Here is a 14,529-nt window from a genome sequence, read left to right on the forward strand (position 1 = left end):
GCGGGTCATGGCCTCGCCGCCGCTGCTCCGTGTGCTGGCCCGGCTGCTCACCCACGTCACCGACGAACCCGCCCACGACCGCGTCGACGCCCTCCTGCACACCCTGCTCCGCCTGGTGCCGTCCCCGCGACGGTGAAGTCCGGCCCCCGCCGGCCCCCGCACGCGTCGTTTACCGCTCCACCGCCAGGACAGAAGCGAAAGTGCCGGAACGGTGAAAGGACGGCCATGAGTGCAGGCGAGAAGGCCAAGGCGGAGATCGAACGGGTCGCCGGACGAGCCGTGCAGAAGGCGGCCCACGCGATGGGCAAGGAGACCCTGGCGGCCAAGGGCGCGGCCCTGGAAGCCCGGGGCCAGGCCCGGCGCCTCAAGGAGAAGGGCAAGGACGGCTTCCGCTGACGGAGCCGGTGAGGACGGCCGACAGGGCCCTGTGAAGCGAACGCCGGAGCGCCCGTCGCATTCCCCAGAGCGCCAGGCGGATGCCCCACCACGTCGCCCACAGGGCCACGCGCCGGGCGAACGGCCGGGTCGCCCAGTGCGCGACGCGTCGGACCGGGCGGCGCCGGCGTCGGCGCCGTTTCGCGGCGGACATCATGCATGTCTCCTGACGTATTCCGAGTCACCCTGATCGGGTGAAATGGCGTGCTATGCGCATTCTGTGGGTAAACGACGGATTGACACCAGCGACCCCATGTGCGGAGCGGTGCGGAGGTGAACAGCATGGGCGCGGGCAAGAAGGTGAAGAACGTCGCGAAGACCACCAAGGGGAAGGTGAAGGAGGAGACCGGAAAAGCGGTCGGCAACGAGAGCCTGGAGATGAAGGGGCGCGGCGAGCAGGCCGCGGGTGACGCCAAGCAGGCTGCTCAGAAGGCGAAGGACGCGATGAAGCACTGACGCGCCGCACCGGGCGCACAGGTGCGGCGAGCGAGAGGGCTGACGGGCCTGGACCCGTCGGCCCTTGCGTGTGCTCCGCGCGCCCGCTCACGCCGCCCGGCGGCTGCGCCGCCGCCCGCGGGAAGGCTCTTCCTCCTCTTCCTCGCCCTCGTCCTCCTCGTACTCGCCCTCTTCCTCTCCGTCTTCGCCGGGCTCCTCGGCGTAGTCGGCGTCCTCGTATTCGTCCTCGTCCTCGTCCTCGTCCTGATCCTCGTCCTGATCCTCGTCCTCGTTCTCGTATCCCTCGGGCTCTTCCTCGCCGTCCGCTTCCTCCTCCTCGTCGTATGCGTCTTCCTCCTCGCCCTCTTCGCCTTCGTCGCCCTGTTCTTCTTCCTCTGCCTGCTCCGCCTCGAGGGCCTCCTCGTGGGTCCGGACCACTTCGCCGTCGCGGATCTCGCCGCGCCAGCCCTCCGCCTCCTCGGTGCCGAGGCTCACGTACCGCAGGAAGTTCTTCACGTCCAGGCGCAGGCGGCGTCCCTGGGCCCGCCAGAGGTTGCCGGTCTTCTCGAAGAAGCCCGCCGGGTGGTACTCGACCACGACGACGATCCGGGTCAGCGAGGGGGCGAGTTCATGGAAGCTGACGCAGCCCCGGGTGGTCCCCTTGGCGCCTTCGGAGGTCCACACGATGCGCTCGTCCGGCACCTGTTCCTGGACGGTCGCCTTGTAGGAGCGGCTGGACGGGCCGACCTTGACCTTCCAGTCGCTCGTGGTGTCGTCGTTGCGCGACACGTCGCGGACGCCCTTGGCGAAGCTGCTGAAGTCCTCGTACTGCGTCCAGTGGTCGTACACCTCGCGCAGCGGAAGTCCCACGTCCACCGACTCGCAGATGTTGACGACCTTGCCGCCGCCCTTGCGGCCCTTGCCCTTGCTCTTGCCGAACACCTGGGACGCGGTGTCCGTCACCTTGTCCTTGAGATTGCCGAGCTTCTGGCCGGCGAACGCCTTCAGGGGCGAGTCGCCCTGCAGGATCCGGCTGCCTATCCCGCCGATGTCCGAGAGCTTGCCGCCGTTGTCGGCCACGTCGTAGAGCTGATCGGTGATGTCGCCGAGCTTGTCCGTCGCCTTCTCGGCCAGCCTGTCCGCCTGAGCGCCCACGAACTTGGAGAGCTCACCGAGCAGTTGGTCCATCCCCGAGGACTGTTCCTTCCCGCTGGCGCGGTCTGACGTTGCCATGGCTACCTCCGCGCCGACTGCTTGCGCCGCGCCGTCTTCTTGGCGGCCGTCTTCTTGGCCGTGCCGGCCTTGGCGGTCGCGGTGCTGTTGACCTTGGCCGGCACCGCCTTCGCCGCCGTCTTCTTCGCGGTCGTCCTGGCCGTCTTGCGCGGGGCCTTCACCGGGCCCGCGTCGCTGACCCGGTCGGCGCCGAGGACCTCGCGCAGGAACTTGCCGGTGTGGCTGGCCGGAACCGCCGCGACCTCCTCGGGCGTGCCCTCGGCGACCACGAGACCGCCGCCCGCGCCGCCCTCCGGGCCCATGTCGATGACCCAGTCCGCGGTCTTGACGACATCGAGGTTGTGCTCGATGACGACGACCGTGTTGCCCTTGTCCACCAGGCCCGAGAGGACCTTCAGCAGCTTGCTGATGTCCTCGAAGTGCAGACCGGTGGTCGGCTCGTCCAGGACGTAGACCGTGCGTCCGGTGGAGCGCTTCTGCAGCTCGCTGGCGAGCTTGACGCGCTGCGCCTCACCGCCGGACAGGGTGGTCGCGGACTGGCCGAGCCGGACGTAGCCGAGGCCGACGTCCTTCAGGGTGCGCAGGTGCCGGGAGATGGCGGGCACCGCCTCGAAGAAGTCGGTCGCCTCCTCGATCGGCATGTTCAGCACGTCAGCGATGGACTTGCCCTTGTAGTGGACCTCCAGGGTCTCCCGGTTGTACCGGGCACCGTGGCAGACCTCGCACGGGACGTACACGTCCGGGAGGAAGTTCATCTCGATCTTGATCGTGCCGTCGCCGGAGCAGTTCTCGCAGCGGCCGCCCTTGACGTTGAAGGAGAAGCGGCCGGGCTGGTAGCCCCGCACCTTCGCCTCGGTGGTCTCGGCGAACAGCCTGCGGACGTGGTCGAAGACACCGGTGTACGTCGCCGGGTTGGAGCGCGGGGTGCGCCCGATGGGCGACTGGTCGACGTGCACGACCTTGTCCACCAGGTCGTCGCCGTCCACGCGCGTGTGGCGGCCGGGGACGTTCCGCGCGCCGTTCAGCTCGCGGGCCAGGTGGGTGTACAGGATGTCGTTGACCAGGGTCGACTTGCCCGAGCCGGACACACCGGTGACCGCCGTGAAGACGCCCAGCGGGAAGGACACGTCGATGTCCTGGAGGTTGTTCTCCCGCGCGCCGCGCACCACGAGCTGCCGGGACGGGTCGAGCGGGCGGCGCACGTCCGGCAGCGGGATCGACTTGCGGCCGGACAGGTACTGGCCGGTCTGCGACTCCGCGTTGGCGAGCAGCTCGTCGAGGTGACCGCTGTGGACGACCTTGCCGCCGTGCTCACCGGCGCCCGGGCCGATGTCCACGATCCAGTCGGCGACCTTGATGGTGTCCTCGTCGTGCTCGACCACGATGAGGGTGTTGCCCATGTCGCGCAGCCGGACCAGGGTCTCGATCAGCCGGTGGTTGTCCCGCTGGTGCAGACCGATGGACGGCTCGTCCAGGACGTAGAGCACGCCGACCAGACCGGAGCCGATCTGGGTGGCCAGGCGGATGCGCTGGGCCTCGCCGCCGGACAGGGTGCCGGCCGCGCGGTTGAGCGAGAGGTAGTCCAGGCCGACGTCGACCAGGAAGCGCAGCCGCTCGTTGACCTCCTTCAGCACGCGCTCGGCGATCTTCTTGTCGCGGGCGTTGAGCTTCAGCTCGCCCAGGAAGTCCGCGCAGTCGCTGATCGACATCGCGGAGACCTCGGCGATGGACTTCCCCATGACGGAGACCGCGAGGACGATCGGCTTCAGGCGGGTGCCCTCGCAGGCGGGGCAGGGCACCTCTCGCATGTAGCCCTCGAAGCGCTCCCGGCTGGCGTCGCTCTCGGCCTCGCTGTGCCGACGCTTGACGAAGGGCACCGCGCCCTCGAACGGCGTGGTGTACACCCGCTCGCGGCCGTAGCGGTTGCGGTAGCGGACCTCGATCTGCGTCTTGTGCCCGTACAGCAGGGCCTTCTTCGCCCGCTGGGGCAGCCCGGCGAACGGGATGTCCGTACGGAAGCCGAGGGCGTCCGCGAGGGCGTTGATCAGCCGGCCGAAGTAGTCCTTGGTGTGGCCGTGGGACCAGGGGTGGATGGCGCCCTCGTCGAGCGACTTGTCCTCGTCCGGGACGATCAGCTCCGGGTCGACCTCCATGCGCGTGCCGATGCCGGTGCACTCGGGGCAGGCGCCGAAGGGCGAGTTGAAGGAGAAGGAGCGCGGCTCCAACTCCTCGAACGACAGGTCGTCGTAGGTGCAGTACAGGTGCTCCGAGAACATGCGCTCGCGCTCGGGGTCGTCCTCGGGGAGGTCGACGAAGTCGAGCACGACCATGCCGCCGGAGAGGCCGAGGGCGGTTTCCACGGAGTCGGTGAGACGGCGCTTGGCGGAGTCCTTCACCGTGAGCCGGTCGACGACCACCTCGATGGTGTGCTTCTCCTGCTTCTTCAGGGTCGGCGGCTCGGACAACTGGATGGTCTGGCCGTCGACCCGCGCGCGGGAGTAGCCCTTGGTCTGGAGGTCGGAGAAGAGGTCGACGAACTCGCCCTTGCGCTCGCGCACGAGCGGCGAGAGCACCTGGAAGCGGCTGCCCTCGGGCAGCTCCAGCACCTTGTCCACGATGGCCTGCGGCGACTGGCGCGAGATGGGCCGGCCGCACTCGGGGCAGTGCGGCTTGCCGATGCGGGCGAAGAGCAGCCGCAGGTAGTCGTAGACCTCGGTGATGGTGCCGACCGTGGAGCGCGGGTTGCGCGAGGTCGACTTCTGGTCGATGGAGACCGCGGGCGAGAGGCCCTCGATGAAGTCGACGTCGGGCTTGTCCATCTGCCCGAGGAACTGGCGGGCGTACGAGGAGAGCGACTCCACGTAGCGGCGCTGGCCCTCCGCGAAGATGGTGTCGAAGGCCAGGGAGGACTTGCCCGACCCGGACAGGCCCGTGAAGACGATGAGCGCGTCACGCGGCAGGTCGAGCGAGACATTCTTCAGGTTGTGCTCGCGCGCGCCACGGACGATGAGACGGTCGGCCACGCCGGTCCGCACCTTTCTTCAGAGAAGTGACAGGGGCCTTGGGCCCGTGCTTCTTCGAGCCTAGGGGGAGCCACTGACAACGCCGGTCGGATTCCCGGATGCATAACAATCTCCAGCCATCCAGCATGCCCGACGCCGCCTTCGACGATATAGCACGCGCTTTCGAATTCTGGAGGATGTCCGTCACCTTCACCCGAAGGAGTGGTCCCGCTAGGGTCGGGCCTCATGACCGATCACGCTCATGACCTGGCACGTGTACAGGAAGCGACGGAACGGCTGCTCAGCGCGGCCGCCGTACTGGACAACGCGGCGCTGGCCGAGCCGTCACGGCTCCCGGGCTGGACGCGCGGACACGTCCTCGCCCACGTCGCCCGCAACGCCGACGCCCTCGTGAACGTCCTCGGGGGCCGCCCGATGTACGTGAGCGCCGAGGCGCGCGACGCCGACATCGAGCGGGACGCCTCGCGCCCCCTGGAGACCCATCTCACCGACGTGCGCGACAGCGCGGCCCGGTTCGACGCGGCAGGCGCTGCGCCGGGCGACTGGGACCGGGTCCTGGAGCTGCGCAACGGCATCACCGACGTCGCGGCCCGGCTGCCGTTCCGGCGCTGGGTCGAGATCGAGCTGCACCACGTGGACCTCGGCGCCGGCTACGAGCTGGAGGATCTCCCGGCCGAGTTCACCGAGCGCGAGACCGGGTTCCTGGCCGAGCGCTTCCTGGGCCACCCCGACGTGCCCCCGACACTGCTGAGCGACGGCACCCGGACCTGGACCACCGGGCGGAAGGCCGATGATCCCGAGGTCACCGTCACGGGCACTCCGGCCGACCTGCTGGGCTGGCTCGCCGGGCGCCGCGAAGGGACCGCGCTGGAGGTGAAGGGCGGCGAACTGCCCGCACTGCCCCCGCTGTGACACGGCGCCGGCCCGCCGGCCCCCGCCCCGCTATAGGCTGATCGTCATGACGTACAGCGGCGAGGTCAGGGTCGGCGGTCCGGCGGACGTGCACGAGCTGAAGGACCTGATGATCACGAAGGTCGCGGTCGGCCCGATGAACAACAACGCCTATCTGCTGCGTTGCCGGGCCACCGACGAGCAGCTCCTGATCGACGCGGCCGCCGAGCCGCACACGCTCCTCACCATGATCGGCGAGGACGGCATCGCGTCCGTCGTCACCACCCATCAGCACGGCGACCACTGGCAGGCGCTCGGCGAGGTCGTCGGCGCCACCGGCGCCCGTACGTACGCCGGCCGGGCGGACGCCGCCGGCATCCCGGTCGCCACCGATGTGCCGGTCGACGACGGGGACGTCATCCGGGTCGGCCAGGTCGAGCTGACCGCGCGCCATCTGGTCGGGCACACGCCCGGCTCCATCGCGCTGGTCTACGACGACCCGCACGGCCACCCGCACGTCTTCACCGGTGACTGCCTCTTCCCCGGCGGTGTCGGCAACACCCACCAGGACCCCGAGGCGTTCGCCAGCCTGATCCACGACGTGGAGACGAAGATCTTCGACGCGCTGCCGGACGAGACCTGGGTCTACCCCGGCCACGGCGACGACACCAGCCTCGGTGCCGAGCGCCCGCATCTGCCGGAGTGGCACGCGCGCGGCTGGTGAACCGGCGCGGCGCTCAGGCGTCGGCCCGCGCCGCCCCCGCCAGCGTGGCGATCCGCTCCACCGCGAAGACGTACCCCTGCACCCCGCAGCCCGCGATCACGCCGTCGGCGCGCAGCGAGACGTACGAGTGGTGCCGGAAGGACTCGCGCTGGTGGATGTTGGAGATGTGGACCTCCACCACCGGCAGGCCGTCGCAGGTGTTGAGCGCGTCCAGGATCGCCACCGACGTGTGGGAGTAGGCGCCGGGGTTGATGACGATCCCGGCGTGGTCGAGCCGTGCCTCGTGAATCCAGTCCACCAACTGACCCTCGTGGTTGGACTGCCGGCAGTCCACCGTGCCGCCGTACGCGGCCGCCGCCTCGGCGCACATGGCCTCCACGTCGGCCAGCGTGTCCTTGCCGTAGATCTCGGGCTGCCGCTGGCCGAGGAGGTTCAGGTTGGGCCCGTTGAGGATCATGATCGGGGCGCTGGCCAGGCTGCGGGGCACGGTGGTTTCCTCCGGTGCGTCGGGGGCGGCCGGCAGGGCGGCCACTGCTCGCACCCGGTCTATCACGCGCCGCCGGAGGGCTCGCCTGCCCGGTGGGGCGCCGGCCGCTACGGGTTGAGGGCCAGCTCCAGATAGGCGGCGAAGATGACCAGGTGGACGCCGCCCTGGAGCGGGGTGGCACGGCCGGGCACGACGGTCAGCGAGGCGACCACCACGGTGAGCGCGAGCAGGAGCATGTGTGTGGAGCCGAGGCCCAGCACGAGCGGTCCGGACAGCCAGATCGACGCCAGGGCGACGGCCGGGATGGTCAGGCCGATGCTGGCCATGGCGGAGCCCAGCGCCAGATTGAGGCTGGTCTGCACCCGGTCACGGCGGGCGGCGCGCAGCGCGGCGATGGTCTCCGGGAGCAGCACGAGCAGGGCGATGATCACACCGACGACGGCCGGGGGCAGCCCCGCGCTCTCCACCCCGGACTCGATGGTGGGCGAGACCCCCTTGGCGAGGCCGACCACGCCGATGAGGGCGAGGCCGAGCAGGCCGAGGCTGATCCAGGCCCGGCGCGCGGTCGGGGGCGCCGCGTGGTCGGCCCCGGTGATGACGTCGCCCTCCTTGGTGACCGGCAGGAAGTAGTCGCGGTGCCGCACGGTCTGGGTGGCGACGAAGAGGCCGTAGAGGATCAGCGAGGAGAAGGCCGCGAACGTCAGTTGCACGGAGGAGAACTCGGGGCCGGGCTTGCTGGTCGTGAAGGTCGGCAGCACCAGGCTGAGGGTGGCCAGGGTGGCGACCGTCGCCAGGGCCGCTCCGGTGCCCTCGGGGTTGAACACGGCGGTGCCGTGGCGCAGGGAGCCGACCAGGAGGCAGATGCCGACGATGCCGTTGCAGGTGATCATCACGGCGGCGAACACCGTGTCGCGGGCCAGGGTGGCGCTCTTGTCCCCGCCGTCGACCATGAGGGTGACGATCAGTGCCACCTCGATGACGGTGACGGCAATGGCGAGCACCAGGGAGCCGAAGGGTTCGCCCACCCGGTGGGCGACGACCTCGGCGTGGTGCACGGCGGCCAGTACGGACCCGGCGAGCACGAGGGCGACCAGGGCGACGACCGCGCCGGGCAGGCCGCGGCCCCAGGTGAAGACGAGGAGGACGATCGCGAGCACCGGCACGAGCAGCGTCCACCGCGCGGCGAGCGAGCTGAGCCGAGTGATCATGCAGTGATGGTGGCAGAGGCGTACAGGGTTCGCATTCCGTTCGTCTCGCCCGGCACACCGGCCGGGTGGGCGCGGTGAGGTCGGGTCGGCCGGAGCCTTCCCGTGCGGAGGGTGCCGGGCTGCGGCACCCTCCGCACGGGTCGCTCGACCGTCAGGGAGTGAAGGGTCAGGCGTCGATGCTGTCCTTGGAGGCGCCGCCGCCCCTGGCCGCGTCGGCGGCGGCCTGCTTCCGGGAGGCGATGAGGCTGGTGATCGTGGTGATGATCAGCACGCCGCAGATCACGGCCAGGGAGACCGGGATGCTGATCTCGGGGACATGCACCCCGAGTTCGTGCAGGGCGTGCAGCACCAGCTTGACGCCGATGAAGCCGAGGATGACCGAGAGGCCGTAGGACAGGTGGACCAGCTTCTTCAGCAGGCCGCCGATGAGGAAGTAGAGCTGGCGCAGACCCATCAGGGCGAAGGCGTTCGCTGTGAAGACGATGTACGGGTCCTGCGTCAGGCCGAAGATCGCGGGGATGGAGTCCAGCGCGAACAGCACGTCGGTGGTGCCGATGGCGAGCATCACGACCAGCATCGGGGTCATGACCCGCTTGCCGTTCTCCTCGATCCACAGCTTGGTGCCGTGGTACCGGTCGGCGACCCCGAACCTGCGCTCCGCGGCCTTGAGGAGCTTGTTCTCCTCGTACTCCTCGTCCTCCTGATCGGCGCGGGCCTCCTGGATGAGCTTCCAGGCGGTCCAGATCAGGAAGGCGCCGAAGATGAAGAACACCCAGGAGAAGCTGGCGATGATCGCCGCGCCGGCCGCGATGAAGACGGCCCGCAGGACCAGGGCTATGAGCACGCCGAAGAGCAGGACCCGCTGCTGGTACTGCACGGGCACCGCGAACTTCGTCATGATCAGGACGAAGACGAAGAGGTTGTCGACACTCAGCGACTTCTCGGTGATGAAGCCGGCGAAGAACTCCCCGGCGGGCTGGGCGCCGCCGAAGAGGAACAGTCCGAGGCCGAAGAGTCCGGCCAGGGCGATCCAGACTGCTGTCCAGATGCCCGCTTCCTTGATGGACACCTCATGCGGCTTGCGGCCGATGAAGAAGTCCACCGCGATCAGGGCTGCCAGCCCCACGATGGTCAAGACCCACAGGGTCATCGAGACGTCCACTGCACCTCCGGCATCAGTCACGGCAAACATCAGCGTTGTCGCTGCCGGAGGTCTCTTCCACCCGAGGAACGGGCCGGCGCCCCGGAATCCATGGGGATTCGTACTGACGGGTGCGCCGCATCAGGGAGTACTCCCCTCCGCACGAATACGGTAGCGCAATCACCAAGGAAGAGTAAAGAGAAAGGTAAAATAAAGACCAAGTGAGCAGCTCAGAGGTTCTTTACTTTCCCTTGATCCTGGCCTCGGAGACCGTGCCGAGCACCTGCTGAAGCACCGCACCGCCCTGCGGCGGGAGCGACGGTTCGAAGGTCCAGGCGTGCCCGACCCAGGGATCGGCGAAATGGTCGTCGGCGGACGGCGTCAGTCGCATCAGCGAACGCCACAGCGGGTCGAGCAACGGCCCGTACTCCCCCGCGTCCGCACGGTCCGCGACCAGCAGCAGATGGACCCCGGCCGCCGGGCCCTCGTCGGCGAGGAAGCGGAGCCGGGTCAGGGCGCGGTCGTCGAAGCCCTGCGGGAAGTCGTTCACGACCAGCAGTCGCCGGGCGGTGTCGAAGCCGTCCGGCAGCGCCTCGGTGGCACCGCCGCCGATGGCCATCCGGACGAGGTCGACCCGCCTTGTGAGCGACTCCAGCGCCTGCGCGACACCCGCCGTGCCCCTCGCGGGCGGCCCCGTCAGGGCCCCCGAACGGGTGAGGGGGCCGAGCGGTCCGGCCCCGGTACCGGCCGGGTCGACGACCTCCACGGAGAACTCCCCCACCGGGTGGACGGCGAGCAGCCGCACGGCGAGGGCCACGGCGACTTCCAGGGCCAGTCGGCGCCGCTCGGCGGAGTCCGTGAAGTCGGCCGGTCTGGCGCCGCTGTCGACCCACAGACCCCGCTCCAACGGCAGCCTGACCAGCATCGGGATGCGCAGGGACGCGCTCTCGGGAAGGTGGAGGTCGCCAAGCCGTACGGCCTCGGGCGGCTCGGCCGGCATCCGGTGGCCCTGCCAGACTGGGCTGTCCCAGCGGGCGTACGCGGGTGGCAGGGCGGGCTCGACGACCTCCGCCTCGGCGGTGAGCTGGCCGAGGTCACGGTGATGGGCGGCCCGCGCCCGGCCCATCAGCTCGTCGTGCTTGGCGCGGGCCGCCTGCCGTGCCGCGTCCCCGGCGCGGCCGATCCTGGTGCGCGGGTCGGCCAGGGCCTCGTCGAGTTCCCGGTCCAGGCGCGCGGCGGCGAAGTCAGCCGCGCTCCGCAGGGCGGCGGTGGAGCGGGCCAGGTCCTCGAACATGCCCCAGACCTGGTTGTACAGCCGTTCCTCCATCGACCAGCCCGCCGCGTCGCCCGCGATGGGCTGAGGCTGTTCGCAAGCCTGTCGCCCGGGGTGGGTGTAGTCGACCGGTCCACCCCCGGGCGGCCTGTCCTGCCGAGGAGAGGCCGCCTGCGCCTCGCGGGGGCGCCCCGCTTCGTGTATCGCCTCCGCGACCTCCCGCGCCTCGGGCAACCCCAGGTCCGCCAGGAGGGCGGTCAGGCCCTCCGCGTACCCCTGGCCGACCGCGCGGACCTTCCAGCCGCCCTGCCTGCGGTACAGCTCCAGGGCGACGACGGCCGACTCGGCGTCCAGCCCGGCGAGGGTGAAGCGGGCGATCTCCGTGCCGTCGGCCTCGGTGACGGTCGCGCGCGGGGCGGCGATCGCGCCGAACCGCGAGCCCGGCAGCGCCAGCAGCACGGTGACGCGGTGCACCGCCTCGGGCAGCTCCCCCAGGGCGGCGGAGAGGCGGTGCTCGGCCGCGGCCGCGCGGGGCACCTCTATGCCGGGGAGGACGGGGGCGCCGGGGTGGGCGATCCGTTGGCCGTCATGAACGCGGCCGCCCTCGTCGCCGAGGGCGGCCGCCACGAGCACGGGGACCTCGGCCGAGATCAGGATCTCCAGCCGGGTCCGGGGCAGCGGGTGGTTCTGCCCCCGCACCAGTTCCGCCCCCATCGCCGTCCCCCTGTGTCGTGTTGTGGTGCGCGCCGGGCCGGCCCTACAGGTGCGGCAGGATCGCCGGCATCAGGTCCTGGAAGGTGCGCCCGTTGGCCGGCTCGCCCAGCGCGGTCATGGTCCAGCCGGCGCCCTGGCGGTGCACCTTGGCCATGATCTGCGCGGTGTACTGGCCACCGCCCGCCAGCGTGTAGCGCGCCAGTTCCTGGCCGTTGGTCTCGTCCACGAGGCGGCAGAACGCGTTCTGCACCTCCTGGAAGGTCTGCCCGGTGAAGGAGTTCACCGTGAAGACGATCTGGTCGACATGGGGCGGGACCCGCTGGAGGTCCACCAGGACGGCCTCGTCGTCACCGCCCTGCCCGACGCCGCCGACGAGGTTGTCGCCGGTGTGCCGCACGGAACCGTCGTCGCTCACCAGATGACGGAAGAAGACGACGTCGACCGGCTGCTTCTCCGCGAAGAGGACCGCCGAGGCGTCCAGGTCGATCTCGCGGGTGCGCGAGCCGAACAGCCCGCGGCGCTTCGCCGCCTGCCAGCCGAGACCCATACGGACCGCGGTCAGGGTGGCCCCGTCCTTCTTCTCCAGGCTGATGGCCTGGCCCTTGGTCATGTTGACGGTCACGGCTGAATCCCCTCTCGGTGTTCCCCTGTTGCCGCGCATCGCGCGGTTGCCCAGAACCCTACGCAGCGTGGCCGACGGCGCCGAACCCCGGCCCGCGCTTTGTGTCGGTGTTGCAACACTGGGCGCGTATGCCGAGGTCCGGACGGGTCGGGTGGGTCAGGCGAGACCGGCCTCCCGCATCTGGCGCAGTTCCTTCTTCATCTCGGACACCTCGTCACGCAGCCGGGCGGCGATCTCGAACTGGAGCTCCGCGGCGGCGGCGCGCATCCGGTCCGTCATCTCCTCGATCTGCCCGGCGAGTTCGGCGGCCGGCTGGTCGGTCGGCTGCGTCTTGCCCTTGGCCTTCGTCCTGGCCGCCTTCGCCTTGGCGTCCGCGGTCGCCTTGCCCCCGAGGCTGGGCACCGGCGCCTTGGCCGCCCTGCCGTCCTTCTGCTGCCGGTAGCCGGTGCCGAGGAGCTGCTCGGTGTCGACGTCCTCGCGGGCGATCTGCGCGACGATGTCGTTGATCTTCTTGCGGAGCGGCTGCGGGTCGATGCCGTTGGCCTTGTTGTACGCGACCTGCTTCTCGCGGCGCCGGTTGGTCTCGTCGATGGCCTTCTCCATCGCCGGGGTGACCTTGTCGGCGTACATGTGGACCTGGCCGGAGACGTTGCGCGCCGCGCGGCCGATGGTCTGGATCAGCGAGGTGCCGGAGCGCAGGAAGCCCTCCTTGTCGGCGTCGAGAATGGCCACCAGGGACACCTCGGGCAGGTCGAGGCCCTCGCGCAGCAGGTTGATGCCGACCAGGACGTCGTACTCACCGGCGCGCAGCTCGCGCAGCAGCTCCACGCGGCGCAGGGTGTCGACGTCGCTGTGCAGATAGCGGACCTGGATGCCGAGTTCCACGAAGTAGTCGGTGAGGTCCTCGGCCATCTTCTTGGTGAGCGTGGTGACCAGGACGCGCTCGTCCTTGTCGGTGCGCTCCCGGATCTCGTGCACCAGGTCGTCGATCTGGCCCTCGGTGGGCTTGACCACGACCTCGGGGTCGACCAGGCCGGTCGGGCGGATGATCTGCTCCACCACGCCGTCGCCGCGGGACAGCTCGTAGGCGCCCGGAGTCGCCGAGAGGTAGACGGTCTGCCCGATGCGGCCCTGGAACTCCTCCCACTTCAGCGGGCGGTTGTCCAGCGCGGAGGGCAGCCGGAAGCCGTGGTCGACCAGGGTGCGCTTGCGGGAGGCGTCGCCCTCGTACATGGCGCCGATCTGCGGGACGGTGACGTGCGACTCGTCGATGACCAGCAGGAAGTCGTCCGGGAAGTAGTCGAGCAGGGTGTTCGGCGGGGAGCCGGGGAGGCGGCCGTCGAAGTGCATCGAGTAGTTCTCGACGCCGGAGCAGGTGCCGATCTGCCGGAGCATCTCGATGTCGTAGGTGGTGCGCATCCGCAGGCGCTGGGCCTCCAGGAGCTTGCCCTGCTTCTCCAGCTCGGCCAGGCGCTCCCCCAGCTCCTTCTCGATGCCGTTGACGGCGCGCTCCATGCGCTCCGGTCCGGCGACGTAGTGGGAGGCGGGGAAGACGTAGAGCTGCTGGTCGTCGCTGATGATCTCGCCGGTGAGCGGGTGCAGCGTGGAGAGCGCCTCGATCTCGTCGCCGAACATCTCGATGCGGACGGCCAGCTCCTCGTAGACCGGGAAGATCTCGATGGTGTCGCCGCGCACGCGGAAGGTGCCGCGGGAGAAGGCGGTGTCGTTGCGCGTGTACTGGATGTCGACGAAGCGGCGCAGCAGGTCGTCGCGGTCGATCTCCTCGCCGACCTTGAGCGGCACCATGCGGTCCACGTACTCCTGCGGCGTGCCCAGGCCGTAGATGCAGGAGACGGAGGCGACCACGACGACGTCACGGCGGGTGAGCAGGGAGTTCGTCGCGGAGTGGCGCAGGCGCTCGACCTCCTCGTTGATCGAGGAGTCCTTCTCGATGTAGGTGTCCGACTGCGGGACGTACGCCTCGGGCTGGTAGTAGTCGTAGTACGAGACGAAGTATTCGACCGCGTTGTTGGGGAGCAGCTCGCGGAACTCGTTGGCCAACTGGGCGGCCAGCGTCTTGTTCGGCGCCATGACCAGGGTCGGGCGCTGGAGCTTCTCGATCATCCACGCGGTGGTGGCGGACTTGCCGGTGCCGGTCGCGCCGAGCAGTACGACGTCCTTCTCGCCGCCCCGCACGCGCTTGGCCAGATCGGCGATGGCCGCCGGCTGGTCGCCGCTGGGCTGGTAGGGGCTGACGACCTCGAAGGGCGCCACCGTGCGTTCGATCTTTGAAACGGGCCGCATGGCATCAACCGTACGACCCCGCACTGACAACGGGTCGGG

General features: G+C 70.0%; 12 protein-coding genes. 4 read left to right on the forward strand and 8 right to left on the reverse strand.

Annotated features, from left to right (window positions below):
- Positions 1-225: 225 nt before the first annotated feature.
- Complete coding sequence (locus ACZ3HQ_RS22860; protein ID WP_467513574.1) at positions 226-396, forward strand: hypothetical protein; 171 nt, start codon at positions 226-228, stop codon at positions 394-396.
- A gap of 321 nt (positions 397-717) precedes the next feature.
- Positions 718-891, forward strand: a complete 174-nt coding sequence (locus tag ACZ3HQ_RS22865; RefSeq protein WP_467514164.1) for a CsbD family protein — start codon at positions 718-720, stop codon at positions 889-891.
- 87 nt (positions 892-978) lie between these two features.
- On the opposite strand, the gene ACZ3HQ_RS22870 is transcribed toward ACZ3HQ_RS22865, so the two are convergent.
- Both ACZ3HQ_RS22870 and uvrA read right to left on the reverse strand, forming a co-directional pair.
- Positions 979-2,103, reverse strand: a complete 1,125-nt coding sequence (locus ACZ3HQ_RS22870) for an SRPBCC family protein (RefSeq protein ID WP_467513576.1) — start codon at positions 2,101-2,103, stop codon at positions 979-981.
- 2 nt (positions 2,104-2,105) lie between these two features.
- Complete coding sequence (gene uvrA / locus ACZ3HQ_RS22875) at positions 2,106-5,126, reverse strand: excinuclease ABC subunit UvrA (protein ID WP_467513578.1); 3,021 nt, start codon at positions 5,124-5,126, stop codon at positions 2,106-2,108.
- Between the two features lie 225 nt (positions 5,127-5,351).
- Here uvrA and ACZ3HQ_RS22880 point away from each other — a divergent pair, with 225 nt between their 5' ends.
- Positions 5,352-6,038, forward strand: a complete 687-nt coding sequence (locus ACZ3HQ_RS22880) for a maleylpyruvate isomerase family mycothiol-dependent enzyme (RefSeq protein WP_467513580.1) — start codon at positions 5,352-5,354, stop codon at positions 6,036-6,038.
- Between the two features lie 46 nt (positions 6,039-6,084).
- The gene (locus ACZ3HQ_RS22885; protein WP_467513582.1) at positions 6,085-6,741 is read left to right on the forward strand and encodes an MBL fold metallo-hydrolase; all 657 of its coding nucleotides are present in this window, start codon (positions 6,085-6,087) and stop codon (positions 6,739-6,741) included.
- 13 nt (positions 6,742-6,754) lie between these two features.
- Here ACZ3HQ_RS22885 and aroQ read toward each other — a convergent pair whose 3' ends face one another.
- From aroQ to uvrB, 6 genes are all read right to left on the reverse strand, one after another.
- Entirely contained in the window at positions 6,755-7,228 is a 474-nt protein-coding gene (gene aroQ / locus ACZ3HQ_RS22890; protein WP_356428041.1) for a type II 3-dehydroquinate dehydratase, read from the reverse strand.
- 107 nt (positions 7,229-7,335) lie between these two features.
- The gene (locus ACZ3HQ_RS22895) at positions 7,336-8,436 is read right to left on the reverse strand and encodes a calcium:cation antiporter (RefSeq protein ID WP_467513584.1); all 1,101 of its coding nucleotides are present in this window, start codon (positions 8,434-8,436) and stop codon (positions 7,336-7,338) included.
- 166 nt (positions 8,437-8,602) lie between these two features.
- A complete protein-coding gene (locus ACZ3HQ_RS22900; protein WP_467513586.1) occupies positions 8,603-9,586 on the reverse strand; it encodes a TerC family protein in 984 nt (327 codons plus the stop codon).
- A gap of 232 nt (positions 9,587-9,818) precedes the next feature.
- Positions 9,819-11,564: a TerD family protein gene (locus ACZ3HQ_RS22905; RefSeq protein ID WP_467513588.1), complete on the reverse strand. Its 1,746-nt coding sequence runs from the start codon at positions 11,562-11,564 to the stop codon at positions 9,819-9,821.
- Between the two features lie 43 nt (positions 11,565-11,607).
- A complete protein-coding gene (locus ACZ3HQ_RS22910; RefSeq protein WP_135785439.1) occupies positions 11,608-12,186 on the reverse strand; it encodes a TerD family protein in 579 nt (192 codons plus the stop codon).
- A 156-nt stretch (positions 12,187-12,342) separates the two neighbouring features.
- Entirely contained in the window at positions 12,343-14,490 is a 2,148-nt protein-coding gene (uvrB, locus tag ACZ3HQ_RS22915; RefSeq protein WP_467513590.1) for an excinuclease ABC subunit UvrB, read from the reverse strand.
- Positions 14,491-14,529 lie beyond the last annotated feature (39 nt).

The organism is Streptomyces sp. NPDC018263 (genome assembly GCF_055562575.1).